We start from the raw sequence: 15220 nt of genomic DNA on the forward strand, positions 1-15220 counted from the left end.
CTGTCATGAGTTACCAGATCCGCGACGCCCTGATCGACGACGTGCCGGGCATCCTCGACATCTACAACGACGCCGTGGCCAACACCACGGCGATCTGGAACGAAACCCCGGTGGACCTGGGCAACCGCCTGGCCTGGTTAGAGGCCCGCGCGCAGCAGGGCTACCCTATTTTGGTGGCGGTGGACGACAGCGGCGTGCTGGGCTATGCCTCATTTGGCGACTGGCGGCCGTTCGAGGGTTTCCGGCATACCGTCGAACACTCGGTGTACGTACGTGGCGACCAGCGCGGCAAGGGCCTGGGTCCCGTCCTGATGGAAGCGCTGATCGAACGGGCACGCCTTTGCGACAAGCATGTGATGGTCGCCGCCATCGAGAGCGGCAACACCGCGTCGATCCGCCTGCACGAACGCCTGGGCTTCAGCATCACCGGGCAGATGCCGCAGGTGGGGGTGAAGTTCGGGCGCTGGCTGGACCTGACCTTCATGCAGCTGTACCTGGATGACAACACCCTTCCCCCTTCAAGGACCTGAAGCCGATGAACACCGCTCAGCTGCACCGCGTGACCCACGAAGGCCTGGCGTACTACCGCGACAGCCTGGTGGCCCTTTTGCTCGATGCGGTGCGCCAGGGCGCGTCGGTGGGTTTTCTGGCCGATATCGATGAGCTCCAGGCCAAGGCCTACTTCGATGAGGTGAAGGTGAAGCTGGCCGGTGGCGAGCAACTGCTCTGGGTCATTGCCCATGGGCAGGAGGTGCTGGGTAGCGTGCAGCTGGGGTTGTGCCTGAAGCCCAACGGGCTGAACCGGGGCGAGGTGCAGAAGCTGCTGGTGCACAGCGATGCTCGGCGGCGTGGGCTGGGGCAGCAGTTGATGGGGGCGCTGGAGGCCGAGGCGCGGCGGATCGGGCGGGGGATGCTGTTTCTCGATACCGAGGCGGGGTCCGAAGCCGAGGCGTTTTATCGGGCGCAGGGGTACAACAAGGCGGGGGAGATTCCGGACTATGCCTGCGGACCGGAAGGGGTTTATCGGCCGACAGCGCTGTACTTCAAAGTACTGAAGCCGGCTTGAAACGGAGTCGCCATCTTCGCCGGCAAGCCGGCTCCTACAGGACCAGGTAGGAGCCGGCTTGCCGGCGAACGGGCCGCCATGGCGGCCTCGGCTTACATCTGGGTAAACCTGCCCAACCGCTGGCGCAACATGCTGTTCTCGCTACGCAAATGCTGCACCTCTTCCAACAGCTCCAACGCCAGCGCCACCCCTTCCCACTCCAGCTCCAGCTCCTGATGCAGCTTCACCGCGCGCTTCAAGGTCACCGGCGCGCGGTCATCGAACACCCATTCTTCGGGCGTTCGCCCCGACGGTTCGACAATGCCGTGCTCGACGATCTCGATCACCCAGTCGGCCGACACATCGGCTTCCTGGCACAGGGTACGCATGTCCAGTTGAACGATCAGGGTGCTGCTCATGATCACTTACTCCATTGAGTCCTCGGGTTGAACGCGGCTTTCTCGGAGAGCTGGGTCCACAGTTCACGCGCGGCGGCGTCGGACTGGGCGGGCATCACGACCTTGAGCTGGGCGTACAGGTCGCCGCGCTCGCCCTGCTTGTTCAGCAGGCCCATGCCCTTGACCCGCAGGCGCTGGCCGCTCTGGCTGTCGGGGCGGATGGTCAGGTTGATCTTGCCGGTCAGGGTCGGCACCGCCACCTTGGCGCCGAGCGCCGCCTCCCACGGTGCCAGGGGCACGGTGATGATCAGGTCATGGCCTTCGACATCGAACAGCGGGTGCGGTGCCATGCGGATGGTCAGGAACAGGTCGCCATTGGCGCCACCGCCCACGCCGGGCGCGCCCTGGCCTTTGAGGCGGATGCGCTCGCCGTCGGTCACCCCGGCAGGGATCTTCACGTTCAGCGTTTTCGTGGTGAACCCGGTGCGCTGCCCGGCGGCATTGGTCTGCGGCACCTGGAAGCTGATCTGCTTGGATTCCTTGTTCAGGGTCTCTTCGAGGAAGACCGCCAGTTCCAGTTCCACGTCCTGCCCTCGCCTGCCGGCACTGCGTTGCTGCCGGCCACCGCCGCCACCGAAGGGGTTGCCGCCCCGGGCGCCGAAGATCGAGCTGAAGAAGTCGGAGAAATCACCCCCCTCGAAGCCACCGCCGCCGCCATTGCCGCCACGGGACTGCCAGCCAGGCGGCGCCTGGAACGGTCGGCCATGCTGGCCGCCGTACTTGCGGATCTCGTCGTACTCGGCGCGTTTGTCCTTGTCGCCAAGCACTTCGTAGGCCTCGTTGGCCTCCTTGAACTTGTCCTCGGCGTCACGCTCCTTGCTGACGTCGGGGTGATACTTGCGCGCTAGCTTGCGGTACGCGGCCTTGATCGCCTTCTCGTCCGCGCTCGCCTCGACGCCGAGTATCTTGTAATAGTCTTTGAAGTCCATCTATGGATCACCAGTGTGAATGTGCGTATTGCTGCTGAAGATTGGGGTCAAGCATAGCCTTTCAAGGTTCATCCGGGGTTGCGCTATCGCAGACGGCCGGTCTTGATTTAGCCGCAGACTGGCATAAACTGCGCGGCCGTTTTGCCTCCGGAAGCTCTCCCCCATGTCTGACGTATCCCCGGCCCGTGCCCTCGGCATCGACTTCGGCACCTCCAACTCCACGGTCGGCTGGCACCGCCCGGGCGTCGAATCGCTGATCGCCCTGGAAGACGGCAAGATCACCCTGCCGTCGGTGGTCTTCTTCAACATCGAGGAGCGTCGCCCGGTGTACGGCCGCCTGGCCCTGCACGAGTACCTGGAAGGCTACGAAGGCCGCCTGATGCGCTCGCTCAAGAGCCTGCTGGGCTCCAAGCTGATCAAGCACGACACCAGCGTGCTGGGCAGCGCCCTGCCGTTCAAGGACCTGCTGGGCATGTTCATCGGCGAACTGAAAAAACGCGCCGAAGCCGATGCCGGCCGTGAATTCGACCAGGTGGTGCTGGGCCGCCCGGTGTTCTTCGTCGACGAAGACCCCGCCGCCGACCAGGAGGCCGAGGACACCCTGGCCGATGTGGCGCGCAAGATCGGCTTCAAGGACGTGTCGTTCCAGTACGAACCGATCGCCGCGGCGTTCGACTACGAGTCGGGCATCAGCCGTGAAGAGCTGGTACTGATTGTCGATATCGGCGGTGGTACCTCGGACTTTACCTTGATCCGCCTGTCGCCGGAGCGCCACCTGGTGGCCGAGCGCCAGAGCGACATCCTTGCCACTGGCGGCGTGCACATCGGCGGGACCGACTTCGACAAGCAGCTGAGCCTGCAGGGCGTGATGCCGCTGTTCGGCTACGGCAGCCGAATGAAAAGCGGCGCGCTGATGCCCACCAGCTACCACCTCAACCTGGCCACCTGGCACACCATCAACGCCCTGTACGCGCAGAAGTCGCAGCTGGCCCTGGGCAACATGCGCTACGACATCGAGGACACACTGGGTATCGACCGCCTGTTCAACCTGATCGAGCAGCGCGCCGGGCACTGGCTGGCGATGGAAGTGGAGGCCAGCAAGATCGAGCTGACCGACCGTGACAGCCGCTGCATCGACTTTGGCCGCATCGAGCCGGAGCTGTCGGCCGAGTTGACCCGGGCGCTGTTCGAAGACGCCATCGGCGGGCTGCTGGAGCGGGTGCGCGGCAGCGTGACCGAACTGCTGGCCAAGGCCGGCGTGAGCGAGGGGCAGGTGGACACGGTGTTCTTCACCGGCGGTTCCAGCGGCATCCCGGCGCTGCGCAACAGCGTGGCGGCAATGCTGCCCAATGCGCGGCATGTGGAAGGCAATATCTTCGGCAGTATCGGTAGTGGCCTGGCGATCGAGGCGCGCAAGCGTTACGGCACGGCCTGAAGCCTTCGTCCTGTAGGAGCCAGCCTTGCTGGCGAAGAAAACACCACGGTGCCTGGCACCGGCTATGCCGGTGTTCGCCGGCAAGCCGGCTCCTACACGTATCCCGTAGGAGCCGGCTTGCCGGCGAACAGGATCAAACCAACTCCGCCCGCTTCAGCTCACTCTTCAGGTAGGCGTAATAAATCGGCCCCGCCACCACCCCCGGCAAGCCGAACGCCGCCTCGAACACCAGCATCGCCAGCAACAGCTCCCACGCCTTGGCACTGATCTGCCCGCCGACGATCCGCGCGTTGAGGAAGTACTCGACCTTGTGGATCACGATCAGGTACCCCAACGCCGCCGCCGCCACCCAGATCGACAGCGACATCCCGACGATGGTGATCAGGGTGTTGGACATCAGGTTGCCGATCACCGGCAGCAGCCCCAGCAGGAAGGTCAGCACGATCAGCGTCTTGGTCAGCGGCAGGTGCACGCCGAACAGTGGCAGCACCACCGCCAGGAAGATGCCGGTGAACACCGTGTTCAGCAGCGAGATCTTGATCTGCGCGAAGACGATATTGCGAAACGCCTGCACCAGCAGGCTCAGGCGCTCGAACAGCGCCGCCGCCAATGGCTTGCGCCGGGAAATGTCGGGAATGCGCTGCAGGGCGACGATGGCCCCGAGGATCATGCCGATCAGCAGGGTGACGAACATGTGCGCCATGCCCTTGCCCACCAGCTGCAGGTCGCTCAGGTGGCTCTTGATCCAGTCGCCGATGGCCACCTTGAACTCGGCGGCGCTGGCCGGCAGGTAGGCTTCGATGAACGGTGGCAGTTGGCCACGAGCGCGCTCCACCAGGGCCATGAACTTGTCCAGCGAAGCGCCAGGGTTCTCGGCCTCGTGCAGCAGGAAGCTGAAGGCGCCGGCGATCAGCAGTGTGAGCGTGCTCACCACCAGGGTGCCAAGCAGCGCCACCGCCAGCCAGCGTGCGCGCTGCCCGGCGATCAGCGGTTGCAGCCGCGGCGTGAGCATGTTGACCAGCTCGAAGACCAGCAGGCCGGCCAGCAGGCTGGGCAACAGCTTCAGGGGCAGCGCCAGCAACAGGCCGGCCATGACGATGACCCAGCTGGCGAGGGTGATCTGACGGGGGGTGAAGGTCATACAGCCTCGGCGGCAGACAGCGGAAGGACCCGCAGTCTGCCAGCCTTCAGGGCACAGGCATAGGCGCAGGTCATTTCTTCTTCAGGCAGTCGCTCATGAAGGTCTTGCGCTCGTCGCCCTTCAGCGCCTTGGTGGTGGCGTCGGCGTTGCAGGTCTTCATCTTCTCCTGCTGGGTGGCGGCCTTGGCCGGCTCGGCCTTTTTCAGGCAGGTGCTCATGAACGCCTTGCGCTCATCACCCTTGAGCGCCTTGGTGGTGGCGTCGGCGTTGCAGGTCTTCATCTTTTCCTGTTGCGCGGTGGCGGCGAATCCTTGCCCGGCGATCAACATGCCCAACACCAACAGGGGTACGTACAGCAGCTTCATGGAGTGGTCTCCTTGTCTGCGCGCCCGATGCGCGCTCGTCGAGCAGAGTGTAGACAAGTTTTCTTACATCTCCGTGCGGGCGCGGCGCCGGTACTGCTCCGGCGTGCAGTTGGCCTGGCGCTGGAACATGGCGATGAACGCCGAGGCGCTGCTGTAGCCGAGGTCGAAGGCGATGGCCTGGATCGACAGCCCCGCTTCCAGCGCCTCGATGGCGCGCAGGAAGCGCAGGCGCAGGCGCCACTCGCCAAAACTGATCCCCAGCTCGTGCAGGAAGTGCCGTGCCAGAGTGCGCTCGCTGACATGCACCTGGGCTGCCCAGTCGGCCAGCGGGCGGTTGTCCCCAGGGTCGGCGTGCAGCGCTTCGAGCACCTGGCGCAGCCCCTCGCTGCGGGCGAACGGCAGATAGCAGGTCTGGGTCGGGGCCAGGTGCAGCTGGTCGATCAGGACCTGCACCAGACGCTGGTCGCGCGCGTCTTGAGCCACATGGAGGTCGCGGCGGGCAAAGTCGCCGAGGATCGCCTTGAGGATGTCGCTGATCACCAGGCTGCAGGGCTGCGCCGGCAGCTCGGCGCACAAGCTGCGCTCCAGATAGACCGAGCGGTAGATGATGGCCTGGGGGTTGTAGCAACCGTGCTCGGTGCCTGGCGGCACCCAAACGGCGTAGTGCGGCGGCGAGATGAAGCGCTGGCCTTCGACATCCAGGTGCATCAGGCCATGGGAGGCGTAGTTGAGTTGGCCCCAGGGGTGGCGGTGTGGCGGGCTGTGGGTATCGGCGCCGAACTCGTCGTAGCGGAAGTAGACCGGCGCGGGGAGCTGGTCGAATTGAGGAATGTCGAGGTATTTGCGGGCCATGCTGTCTGCTTCGCGGGACGGGTTGTCTGGATGGAAGTATAGAGTTTTAGACAGACAGTCGATAATACCGAGCCATCAGGGGCTGCTGCGCAACCCTTCGCGGGTAAACCCGCTCCTACAGAGACTGTGCAAATCCTGTAGGAGCGGGTTTACCCGCGAAGGGCCGCACAGCGGCCCCGCTCTGTCACTGCGAGTACCCGTTGCATGAACTACCTCTTCCCCCTCATCGCCATCCTCATCTGGGCCGGCAACACCGTGGTCACCAAGATGTCCGCCGGGGCCATCTTCCCCGCCGAGATCGGCTTCTACCGCTGGCTGCTCGCCGGCCTGCTGTTCACCCCGTTCCTGCTGCCCCAGGTCTGGCGCAACCGCGCGGCCATCCGCCCGCACCTGGGCAAGATCTTCGTGCTGGGCGTGCTGGGCATGGCCATCTACCAGAGCCTGGCGTACTTCGCCGCCAGCATCACCAGCGCCACCAACATGGGCATCATCCTGTCGCTGATGCCGCTGATGTCGCTGGCCCTGTCCATCGCCTGGCTCGGCCAGCGCCTGAGCTATGGAGCACTGCTGGGCGCTGTGGTGTCGTTTTTCGGCGTGCTGGAGGTGGTCTCGGCCGGACAACCCGGTGTTCTGCTGCACCAGGGGCTGAACGCCGGCGACCTGATGATGCTGGTAGCCACCCTCGCCTATGCGCTGTACAGCTTCCTGCTGAAGAAATGGCAGTTGCGCCTGCCGCCACTGCAACTGCTGTACCTGCAGGTGCTGGTGGCGATCCTGGTGCTGCTGCCGCTGTTCCTGCTGTCGCCGAAGACCGGGCTGAACGGCCACAACATTGGCCTGGTGCTGTATGCCGGCCTGCTGGCCTCGATGGTTGCGCCACGGGTGTGGATGCAGGCGGTGCACCGCCTCGGGCCGAGCCGTACCACGCTGTTCTTCAACCTGTTGCCAGTGGTCACGGCGGTGATCGCGGCGGTGGTGCTGGATGAGCAGCTGGCCAGTTATCACCTGGTCGGCGGCTTGCTGACGTTGGTCGGTGTGCTGCTGGCCGAGCGCTGGACCACGCCGGTACGGCGTTGATCGATGGGAGCGCTGCGCGCTCCTTTCGCGGCTAAAGCCGCTCCTACAGGCGAACGCAATCCCCTGTAGGAGCGGCTTTAGCCGCGAAAGGGCTGCAAAGCAGCCCCAGGTTCGTCACACCCCAGCAGCCTTGAGGCGGGCCGCATGCTCGGTGAACAGCCGCACCGGCTCGGCGCCCTTGCCGACCGCGCCCAACGACTGGTTGACGATATCCAGGTGATCGAGCGGATAGTCATCACCAATCACCTGGCCTAAATGGGAACTGAAGCGCCCGACCATGCCATCGCACTGCCCCTTCTCCCTGACAAAGCTGCGGGCGAACAGGCGGCAGAAGTAGTTGCTACCGTCGAGGCGGTTCAACCCCTGGTCGGTACGCCCTGGCTGCAGGGTGCCGGACCAGGAGTAGTAGCGCACCCCGTTCACTTCACCCGGCCCCTCGCCACCCCAAACCTCGGGCAGCCCCTGTGGATAAGCCTGGTTGAACAGCGCCACCCCGGCACTGGTCAGCGACTGGTGCGAGGCATGCACGTCGATCGGCAGCGGCTCGCGGCGCCAGCCGGTCTCCAGCCAGCCCAGCAGCACGGCGACGCCATGCAGCAGCGCCTTGAGGATACGCCCAAGGGGTGAGTCGCCCGGCGCCGTGCGTTCGAGGTGGTCGGCCAGTTCCGAACCATGATTGGGGCCGGCCACCGAGGTCACCGAAGCCACCCGGTCGGGCCGCTTCGCGGCCGCATAGCGCGCGCTCAGCGCCCCTTGGCTATGACCGATCAGGTTGACCTTCTCGGCCCCGGTGCGCTGGCAGATCTCCTCGATGATGCCCAGCAGTTGCTCGCCCCGCACTTCGCTGGAATGCAGCGGCGACACCTGCACCGGAATCACCTGGGCACCGCCCCGGCGCAACGCCGGAACGATGCCGAACCAGTAGGGGTACAACAACGCCCGTACAAAGCCGAGCATGCCCGGCACCAGCACCAGTGGATAACGCGTGGCCAGTTCCCGACTCATCACCCTTGCCCTCATCCGTGAACAGACCGGCCCACCCTACAGCGCGAGCGAAGACAAGCGCAATCGAACTCCCGGCGCGCCGCGCGGTTCCAAGCAGAACAGACCCTGAGCAAGGAGCGGGACCATGCACAAGCGAACCCTGGCCATTCTTCTGGCAAGCGCGACCCTCGCCGCCTGCGGCAGCCGCCCGGAAAACCCGGTGGACTACGTCACCTACCGCGACGAGCCGCTGGTCAAGCAGGTCGAGCACGGCATGACCATGCAGAAGGTCATCGCCATCGGCGGCAGCCCTTCGAACGCTATCGACCTGCCCCATGGCGGCACCTGCAACGATTACATCCTCAACCGCGATGGCCACCAACAGCCCTACTACGTGCGCTTCGACGCCACCGGCCATGTCGACGCCAAGGGCTTCAAGACCTGCAAGCAACGCCAGAAAGACAGTGACGCCGTGCCCGGCGCCTGACCCCACCCGATGTCTACGGAGATGAACATGAGCGTTGAACTGACCGATGTGAAGACCCTGCGCGCCCGCGCCCGCAAGCATGTCGAGCAAGGAGCGGTGACCGAGGGTTACCACGCCGACCGCGAGAAGATCCTGCGCCTGCTCAACGAGTCGCTGGCCACCGAGCTGGTCTGCACCCTGCGCTACAAGCGCCACTACTTCATGGCCAGCGGCATCAAGGCCAGCGTTGCCGCCGAGGAGTTCCTCGAGCATGCCAACCAGGAAAGCGAGCATGCCGACCGGTTGGCCGAGCGCATCGTGCAACTGGGTGGCGAGCCGGACTTCAACCCGGACAACCTGAGCAAGCATTCCCATGCCCAGTACGTGGCGGGAGACTCGCTGAAGGAGATGGTGCTGGAGGACCTGGTGGCCGAGCGTATCGCCATCGACAGCTACCGCGAGATCATCCAGTACATCGGCGACAAGGACCCGACCACCCGGCGCATCTTCGAAGACATCCTGGCCCAGGAAGAGGAGCACGCGGACGATATGTCCGATCTGTTGAAAGGGTTGTGAATGCCGGCACGATCCTTACGATCCCTGTAGGAGCGGCTTTAGCCGCGAACACCGGCATAGCCGGTGCCAATCACCGCGCCGCCTGCTTCGCGGCTGAAGCCGCTCCTACAGTTACCTCTTCACCGCCGCCGGTGCCTTGCCGGTCTTCATCTGCTGCAACAACGGTGTGCACTGGTTCGGCGCATCGCCACTGCTCGGCGCAATCAATGCCAGCAATCCGGCCGCTGGCCCGACCACCACTCCCAACGCCACCATCCCCGCCCCACGCAACGCCAGCGGCACCGCCTGCACGCCGGCGCTAGGCTTGGCGAACGGCCCACGCACGTACAACGGCGAGCGTAGCGAGAACAGGCGCAGGCCCTTGGATTCGGGGGTGATCTTCAGGTCCAGCTGCTCACTGGCGAAGTTGGCCGTGCCGTTGATGTAGATGATCGCGTTCTCGGTGTCGAAGACGAACAACCGAGTGGTGGCCAGGCCATCCTTGATTCCGACGTCGGCGGCTGCGCAGTTGATCTTCACGTCCTCGTCACCGAACAGCTTGCCGACCACGTAGTTACCCACGTTGAGCCCGGCGATCTCCATCAGGCCACGGCTGATGGCGCCATCGTTCATCAACAGGCGCAAATCGCCATTGGCGGTGCCCAGCAAGGCCGCCACCGAGTTGCCGCGGCCACTGATGTCGGCATCGCCATTGAGCTCACCGAGGCTGGTCTGCATCGGCGCGAAGCCGGGGAACAGTTGCTTGAGCTTGAAGCCGCGCGCGGTCAACCGGGCACGGCCCTGCAACGGCGCGTTGCGCCCGTCCAGGCGGATGTTGGAATCAAGGTTGCCACCGGCCACGCCGAAGCGCAGCGGCTCCAGGCGCAGCAGGCCGTCATCGAGAATCACGTGGGCAGAGAGGTCGTTGAACGGCAGCTTCTCGCTGTGGACGATGCGCTTGCCGGCAAAGCTGACGTCGGCATCCATGGCCCGCCAACGCTCGGTGCGGAACGCTTCCACCGGCAGCACCTTGCCTGTCGGCTGTTTGCTGGCGCCACCGCGCGCCTTCTGCGCGCTGTTGGAGTCGGCGCCGATCAGCGGCGCCAGGTCCTTGAACAACAGCTGGTTCGAGACCAGCTTGCCCGACAGCTTCGGCCGCGGCTGGCTGGCGACGAAGGCCAGGTCGCCATGGATGTCGCTGTCGCCGATCTTGCCGTTGAAACCCTCGTAGCGGAACTGCGCGCCTGCGGGATCGTGCAGGTTGGCGGTCAGGTGGCCATCAGTGGAATAAGCCGGAGTGTCCGGCAGGGTCACACCGGTCAGCGGGTAAAGGTTGCCCAGGCTGCTGCCGGAGAGCGCCAGGCGCAGGTCCAGGGCGCCCAGGTTACGGGGATCGGTCAGCGTGCCCGCCAGGACCACGCGGGTATCGCCGATGCGTGCGTCGGCCTGCAGCGGGAAGGGCTGGCTGGCGTCCTGCAGCGCCAGCAACCCGCCGATCTTGCCGGTTGCGGCCACTGCCTGGCCCTTGTAGCGGCCCTGGGCCTTGAAGCCAAAGGCATAGTCCTGGGCCTTGCCGGCCTTCTCGGCGCGCTCCTTGCCGACGATATCGCTGAACGGGATCGGCTTGCCCAGCGGGTCGACCTGCACCTTCATGCTGGTCTTCAGGGTCTGGTCATCGAAACTGACATTGCCCTGGTCGAAGCCGATGGCGCCGATGTCCAGCGCCCATTGCGAGGGCGGAGCGTTCTCGTCCTTGGGCCCGAAGTCGAAGATCCAGTTGGCGCGGCCATCAGCCAGGCGCACAAGGCTGGCGCTGGGCTTGACCAGGTCGATGCGCGGGATGCTGATGCGCTGGACGATCAGCGGCAGCGGCGACAAGCGGAACTCCACGCGTTCCAGCCCAACCATCCGTGGCTCCTTGAGCCAGTCGGGGTTGCCGAGCGTCAGGTCTTCGGCGGTGAAGTGCGGCCAGGGCACGAAGGCCCGCCAGCCGCCCTCCTCAGGCTCGGTACGCCAGTTCACGGCGAGGTTGCCATTGATCGCGAAGGGGCGATGCAGGGCTTCGGAAACTTTCTCGTTGAGCAGCGGCTTGACCCGGTTCCAGTCGAAGGTGGCGATCACCACCACCAGGATCGCCAGCAGGGTGGCAAGGGTGGCGAAGGTCCAGAGGAGGATTCTGGCGGGGCGCGTCATGCAGGGTTCTCCTGACTGCAGGGCTCGAAGCGGGTGTCGCAATGGCACTTAGTATGTCGGACTGATGAAAAACCGGCGGGTTTAATCCGGACGGCCATGATAGCGAAGTTTTTTCTGACACTTTTCTCTGCTTTTGGTCGACGAACGGCCGCAGTGTTACCAGGCCGAATGCTCGTACACACGTTGCTCGATCCTTCACAAACACCGCCCTAGAGCCGTTGCAATTCAGTATCAATCCCGTCGATTGTCACCATTATCCCGATGAACTTCTCTCTGGCGTTACCGGGCGTAGCATTGGCTCCGAACCCACTTTCCCAGCCCCCCAGAGGAGCACCAAGATCATGAAACGCCATCTGCTGCTAAGCCTGACCCTGTCCGTCCTTGCCGCCAACGCCTTCGCCCTGCCAGCCGAGGACCAGCACCTGAGCGCCGAATCGCGTTCCAGTGCCGCGACCGTCGCCCAACCGCTGAACACCCTGGCCGAAGGCGGTGCCGAACGCCTGCAAGAGCGTGCCGGGCGCTTGGCCGAAGGGGGTTCTGACCGCCTGATCGAACGTACTGGCCGCGTCGCCGAAGGTGGCTCGGATCGCCTGATCGAACGCACTGGCCGCGTCGCCGAAGGTGGCTCGGATCGCCTGATCGAACGCACTGGCCGCGTCGCCGAAGGTGGCTCGGATCGCCTGATCGAACGCACTGGCCGCGTCGCCGAAGGTGGCTCGGATCGTCTGGTCGAACTCAGCCGTGTGAGCTGATCGCCATGGCCGAGAACAACAACCCGCCCCACTGCGCCTGCTCCCCTCCAAGCCCGGTCCATTGACCGGGCTTTGTTTTTTTATCCAGAATGCCCAGCCGTACCGTCAAAGAATCCTGCCCCATGCTGCCGCGCGCCGAACAGAAGCTACAGACCCGCCAGGCCCTGCTGGATGCCGCCTGCCTGCTCATGGAGAGCGGCCGTGGCTTCGGCAGCATCAGCCTGCGCGAGGTGGCCAAGGCCGCCGGCATCGTGCCCACCGGTTTCTACCGCCACTTCCCCGACATGGACGCCCTGGGCCTGGCCCTGGTCGCCGAGGTGGACACCACCTTCCGCCAGACCATTCGCCTGGTGCGGCACAACGAGTTCGAGCTCGGTGGCATCACCGACGCTTCGGTGCGTATCTTCCTCGACGTGGTGATCGCCCACCGCGCGCAGTTCCTGTTCCTTGCCCGCGAGCAGTACGGTGGCTCGCAGCCAGTGCGCCAGGCCATCGCCCGCCTGCGCCAGGACATCAGCAGCGACTTGGCCACAGACCTTGCGCGCATGCCGCGCTGGCAACACCTCGATGGCGCCGCGCTGGCGGTGATGGCCGACCTGGTGGTCAAGACCGTGTTCGCCACCCTGCCCGAGCTGATCGACAGCCCCGAACCGGGTTATCCACAGGCCTTGTCGCCGCAAGAGAAGATCACCCAGCAGCTGCGCTTCATCTTCGTGGGTGCGCGGCACTGGCAGGGGTTGGGCAATCCCGGCTGAATGTAGCTGCAAGAGCGCGCGAACATGGCTTTTTCTTGAAGCTTGCAGCTCGAAGCTTGCAGCTAGCTGCTACCATGGCGCCCTGCCCGACCGTCACGAGCGCCACCATGTCCGACCCCCGCCCCGCACTGACCCGTTTCCACCTGCACTTCGCCGAACGCATCGTGCCGCTGTGGCAGGGCCCTGGCTGGAACGCCGACATGGCCCTGCCCTACGAAGCCCTCGACGCCCAGCACCGGCCACTGCCCGTTCAGCGCTACCGGGCCATGGCCTGCGCCCGCCAGCTCTACCTCTTCAGCAGCCGCATCGAGCAGCCCGGCGCGGCCGAGCGCGCAGCGGCGCTGTTCCGCTCGCTGCAACGGCACTTCCACGACGCCGAGCACGGCGGCTGGTTCTACAGCATCGACGCCGAAGGCAAGCCGCTGGATCGGCGCAAGGACCTCTACACCCACGCCTTCATCGTCTTCGCCTGCGCCCATTACTGGGGCAAGGTGCGTGAGGGCCTGGTGGAATCGGCCTTGAATGCAGCGCTGGAGATCGTTGCCGAACAGTTCGCCCGCGATGATGGCCTGTACGAGGCCAGCCTCGGCGAAGACTGGTCGGACCTGGGCAGCGGACCGTTGCAGAACCCGCAGATGCACTTGGCCGAGGCGTTTCTCCAGGTACTGGCCGTGCGCGAAGACGCGCACGTTCGCGATGCATTGCTGGACCTGTGCGAGGGATTGCAGGCGCAGTTCATCGAATCGGCCCACGGCCTGATGCTGGAGAAGCCACGCGGGGCTGTGGATAACTGGTTCGAGCCAGGCCACCAGTTCGAATGGTTCTACTTGCTGGACACCTCGCCGTTGCTGCGCGGGACAGCTCTGCACGCCTCCATCACCCGCGCCTTCGACTACGCCGAGCAGTGCGGTGTGAAGGATACGGCGGTGCTGGCGATGCTGGATGTGAACGGCAAGGTCATCGATGCGACCCAACGGATCTGGGCCCAGGCCGAGTACCTGCGGGCGCTGGCCTTGCGCCCAGGAAGCGAGGTGAGGTTGTTGGCACAGTTGCAGGCCCTGGAGTCGCGATTCCTGCATGACGGTGGCTGGCATGAGTGCCGCGATGGTCATGGCGCGGTCAGCCGCCATGACATGCCTTCGACCACGCCGTATCACCTGGCGACCTGCCTGGAAGGCTTGCAGCGCCTGAGCTGACGCTTTCGCGGGTAAACCCGCTCCTACAGGGACCGCGTCACGTTCAAGGTCGGCGCCATACCTGTAGGAGCCGGCTTTGCCGGCGAATGGCCCGCAAAGCGGGCCCCATCACAAGATTCAGCCCTTGGCCGACCGGTCGATCGAGAACCCCGCCCAATCCTGGCTAACCGGCATCAGCTCAAGGCTGTTGATATTGATATGCGCCGGCTGGTTGAGAATCCAGAAGATGGTCTCGGCGATGTCCTGCGGCTGAATCGGCTCGGCGCCCGCATAAGTGGCATCGTACTTCGCCTGGTCACCACCGAAGCGCACCAGCGAGAACTCGCTCTCGCACAACCCCGGCTCGATGTTGCTCACCCGCACGCCGGTACCGCGCAGGTCGCAGCGCAGGCTCAACGAGAACTGCCCGACGAAGGCCTTGGTGCCGCCGTACACATTGGCGCCCGGGTACGGATAGTTGCCCGCCACCGAACCGACGTTGAGAATCGACGCCCCACGCCCGTGGGCGATCAGCCGTGGCAGCAGCAGGCGGGTGGTGTACATCAGCCCCTTGATGTTGGTGTCGACCATGGTTTCCCAGTCGTCCAGGCTGCAGTTCTGCGCGGCATCCACACCCAGCGCCAGGCCGGCGTTGTTGACCAGGCCCTGGAGCTTGTCGAAGCTCGGCGGCAGGCTGGCGATGGCCGCCTCCATCGCCTGGCGATCACGCACATCGACTACCAGGCCATGCACCTCGGTCTTGGCCGACAACTCGGCGCACAGCGCGTCCAGGCGCTCCTTGCGACGGCCGGTCAGCACCAGCTTCCAGCCGGCATCGGCGAAACGGCGGGCGGTGGCCTCGCCGAAACCGGAAGTCGCGCCAGTGATGAATACGGTGGACGTCATGCTCTTCTCCTTGGGGTGTGATCGGCAGGTTTTGCAGCATGCCCGGCGCAAGCGTTGTCGACAACCGTTTCAGCAGTTGATCAAAAAACAAGCAACACCGGGAAAGCCCCGTAATAGCGGGCTCTCGCGAGGC

17 protein-coding genes are annotated in these 15220 nt (G+C 65.0%); 9 read left to right on the forward strand and 8 right to left on the reverse strand.

From position 1 onward, the window contains the following. Positions 1–5 precede the first annotated feature (5 nt). Both NGM28_RS00810 and NGM28_RS00815 read left to right on the forward strand, forming a co-directional pair. Positions 6–530, forward strand: a complete 525-nt coding sequence (locus tag NGM28_RS00810; RefSeq protein ID WP_252088418.1) for a GNAT family N-acetyltransferase — start codon at positions 6–8, stop codon at positions 528–530. A gap of 5 nt (positions 531–535) precedes the next feature. Further along, complete coding sequence (locus tag NGM28_RS00815; RefSeq protein ID WP_252088419.1) at positions 536–1066, forward strand: GNAT family N-acetyltransferase; 531 nt, start codon at positions 536–538, stop codon at positions 1064–1066. Between the two features lie 92 nt (positions 1067–1158). Here NGM28_RS00815 and NGM28_RS00820 read toward each other — a convergent pair whose 3' ends face one another. Together NGM28_RS00820 and cbpA are read right to left on the reverse strand one after the other, a co-directional pair. After that, complete coding sequence (locus NGM28_RS00820) at positions 1159–1464, reverse strand: chaperone modulator CbpM (RefSeq protein ID WP_252088420.1); 306 nt, start codon at positions 1462–1464, stop codon at positions 1159–1161. Between the two features lie 2 nt (positions 1465–1466). Continuing rightward, positions 1467–2432 carry a curved DNA-binding protein gene (gene cbpA, locus NGM28_RS00825; RefSeq protein ID WP_252088421.1) on the reverse strand — a complete coding sequence of 322 codons (966 nt, stop codon included), beginning with the start codon at positions 2430–2432 and terminating at the stop codon, positions 1467–1469. A gap of 163 nt (positions 2433–2595) precedes the next feature. Between cbpA and NGM28_RS00830 the strand changes: the two genes are divergently transcribed. Then, positions 2596–3867: an Hsp70 family protein gene (locus NGM28_RS00830; RefSeq protein ID WP_252088422.1), complete on the forward strand. Its 1272-nt coding sequence runs from the start codon at positions 2596–2598 to the stop codon at positions 3865–3867. A 133-nt stretch (positions 3868–4000) separates the two neighbouring features. Here the strand turns inward: NGM28_RS00830 and NGM28_RS00835 are convergent, their stop codons facing one another. The 3 genes from NGM28_RS00835 to NGM28_RS00845 all read right to left on the reverse strand — a co-directional run bounded on the left by NGM28_RS00835 (position 4001) and on the right by NGM28_RS00845 (position 6224). Next, positions 4001–5008: an AI-2E family transporter gene (locus NGM28_RS00835; RefSeq protein ID WP_011535910.1), complete on the reverse strand. Its 1008-nt coding sequence runs from the start codon at positions 5006–5008 to the stop codon at positions 4001–4003. Between the two features lie 70 nt (positions 5009–5078). Then, positions 5079–5372, reverse strand: a complete 294-nt coding sequence (locus tag NGM28_RS00840; RefSeq protein WP_252088423.1) for a PsiF family protein — start codon at positions 5370–5372, stop codon at positions 5079–5081. A gap of 63 nt (positions 5373–5435) precedes the next feature. After that, complete coding sequence (locus NGM28_RS00845) at positions 5436–6224, reverse strand: AraC family transcriptional regulator (protein WP_240066354.1); 789 nt, start codon at positions 6222–6224, stop codon at positions 5436–5438. 204 nt (positions 6225–6428) lie between these two features. Here NGM28_RS00845 and NGM28_RS00850 point away from each other — a divergent pair, with 204 nt between their 5' ends. Then, entirely contained in the window at positions 6429–7301 is an 873-nt protein-coding gene (locus NGM28_RS00850) for a DMT family transporter (RefSeq protein WP_252088424.1), read from the forward strand. A gap of 114 nt (positions 7302–7415) precedes the next feature. Here the strand turns inward: NGM28_RS00850 and NGM28_RS00855 are convergent, their stop codons facing one another. Then, positions 7416–8306 (reverse strand): lipase family alpha/beta hydrolase, encoded by an 891-nt coding sequence (locus NGM28_RS00855; RefSeq protein WP_252088425.1) that lies wholly within the window; start codon positions 8304–8306, stop codon positions 7416–7418. A gap of 124 nt (positions 8307–8430) precedes the next feature. Here NGM28_RS00855 and osmE point away from each other — a divergent pair, with 124 nt between their 5' ends. Beyond that, positions 8431–8772, forward strand: a complete 342-nt coding sequence (gene osmE, locus NGM28_RS00860; protein WP_240066357.1) for an osmotically-inducible lipoprotein OsmE — start codon at positions 8431–8433, stop codon at positions 8770–8772. Positions 8773–8799: 27 nt separating this feature from the next. Further along, positions 8800–9327: a ferritin-like domain-containing protein gene (locus tag NGM28_RS00865; protein ID WP_213658504.1), complete on the forward strand. Its 528-nt coding sequence runs from the start codon at positions 8800–8802 to the stop codon at positions 9325–9327. Positions 9328–9438: 111 nt separating this feature from the next. On the opposite strand, the gene NGM28_RS00870 is transcribed toward NGM28_RS00865, so the two are convergent. Continuing rightward, the gene (locus NGM28_RS00870; protein WP_252088426.1) at positions 9439–11499 is read right to left on the reverse strand and encodes an AsmA family protein; all 2061 of its coding nucleotides are present in this window, start codon (positions 11497–11499) and stop codon (positions 9439–9441) included. A gap of 341 nt (positions 11500–11840) precedes the next feature. Here NGM28_RS00870 and NGM28_RS00875 point away from each other — a divergent pair, with 341 nt between their 5' ends. From NGM28_RS00875 to NGM28_RS00885, 3 genes are all read left to right on the forward strand, one after another. Continuing rightward, positions 11841–12251: a phage infection protein gene (locus NGM28_RS00875; RefSeq protein ID WP_252088427.1), complete on the forward strand. Its 411-nt coding sequence runs from the start codon at positions 11841–11843 to the stop codon at positions 12249–12251. Between the two features lie 122 nt (positions 12252–12373). Continuing rightward, positions 12374–13006, forward strand: a complete 633-nt coding sequence (locus NGM28_RS00880) for a TetR family transcriptional regulator (protein ID WP_213658507.1) — start codon at positions 12374–12376, stop codon at positions 13004–13006. A 107-nt stretch (positions 13007–13113) separates the two neighbouring features. Continuing rightward, on the forward strand, positions 13114–14202 hold the full coding sequence (locus NGM28_RS00885) for an AGE family epimerase/isomerase (protein WP_252088428.1): 1089 nt from the start codon (positions 13114–13116) through the stop codon (positions 14200–14202). 117 nt (positions 14203–14319) lie between these two features. Here the strand turns inward: NGM28_RS00885 and NGM28_RS00890 are convergent, their stop codons facing one another. Continuing rightward, positions 14320–15087: an SDR family oxidoreductase gene (locus NGM28_RS00890; protein ID WP_240066361.1), complete on the reverse strand. Its 768-nt coding sequence runs from the start codon at positions 15085–15087 to the stop codon at positions 14320–14322. Positions 15088–15220 lie beyond the last annotated feature (133 nt).

Origin of the sequence: Pseudomonas sp. MWU13-3659 (assembly GCF_023757525.1) — a bacterium.
GTDB classification, from domain to species: domain Bacteria; phylum Pseudomonadota; class Gammaproteobacteria; order Pseudomonadales; family Pseudomonadaceae; genus Aquipseudomonas; species Aquipseudomonas entomophila_E.

Excerpts from the sequence above, each read along its gene's own strand:
- NGM28_RS00810 (WP_252088418.1), top strand. The coding sequence starts at position 6 with ATGAGTTACCAGATCCGCGACGCCCTGATCGACGACGTGCCGGGCATC.
- NGM28_RS00815 (WP_252088419.1), top strand. The coding sequence starts at position 536 with ATGAACACCGCTCAGCTGCACCGCGTGACCCACGAAGGCCTGGCGTAC.
- NGM28_RS00820 (WP_252088420.1), bottom strand. The coding sequence starts at position 1,464 with ATGAGCAGCACCCTGATCGTTCAACTGGACATGCGTACCCTGTGCCAG.
- cbpA (WP_252088421.1), bottom strand. The coding sequence starts at position 2,432 with ATGGACTTCAAAGACTATTACAAGATACTCGGCGTCGAGGCGAGCGCG.
- NGM28_RS00830 (WP_252088422.1), top strand. The coding sequence starts at position 2,596 with ATGTCTGACGTATCCCCGGCCCGTGCCCTCGGCATCGACTTCGGCACC.
- NGM28_RS00835 (WP_011535910.1), bottom strand. The coding sequence starts at position 5,008 with ATGACCTTCACCCCCCGTCAGATCACCCTCGCCAGCTGGGTCATCGTC.
- NGM28_RS00840 (WP_252088423.1), bottom strand. The coding sequence starts at position 5,372 with ATGAAGCTGCTGTACGTACCCCTGTTGGTGTTGGGCATGTTGATCGCC.
- NGM28_RS00845 (WP_240066354.1), bottom strand. The coding sequence starts at position 6,224 with ATGGCCCGCAAATACCTCGACATTCCTCAATTCGACCAGCTCCCCGCG.
- NGM28_RS00850 (WP_252088424.1), top strand. The coding sequence starts at position 6,429 with ATGAACTACCTCTTCCCCCTCATCGCCATCCTCATCTGGGCCGGCAAC.
- NGM28_RS00855 (WP_252088425.1), bottom strand. The coding sequence starts at position 8,306 with ATGAGTCGGGAACTGGCCACGCGTTATCCACTGGTGCTGGTGCCGGGC.
- osmE (WP_240066357.1), top strand. The coding sequence starts at position 8,431 with ATGCACAAGCGAACCCTGGCCATTCTTCTGGCAAGCGCGACCCTCGCC.
- NGM28_RS00865 (WP_213658504.1), top strand. The coding sequence starts at position 8,800 with ATGAGCGTTGAACTGACCGATGTGAAGACCCTGCGCGCCCGCGCCCGC.
- NGM28_RS00870 (WP_252088426.1), bottom strand. The coding sequence starts at position 11,499 with ATGACGCGCCCCGCCAGAATCCTCCTCTGGACCTTCGCCACCCTTGCC.
- NGM28_RS00875 (WP_252088427.1), top strand. The coding sequence starts at position 11,841 with ATGAAACGCCATCTGCTGCTAAGCCTGACCCTGTCCGTCCTTGCCGCC.
- NGM28_RS00880 (WP_213658507.1), top strand. The coding sequence starts at position 12,374 with ATGCTGCCGCGCGCCGAACAGAAGCTACAGACCCGCCAGGCCCTGCTG.
- NGM28_RS00885 (WP_252088428.1), top strand. The coding sequence starts at position 13,114 with ATGTCCGACCCCCGCCCCGCACTGACCCGTTTCCACCTGCACTTCGCC.
- NGM28_RS00890 (WP_240066361.1), bottom strand. The coding sequence starts at position 15,087 with ATGACGTCCACCGTATTCATCACTGGCGCGACTTCCGGTTTCGGCGAG.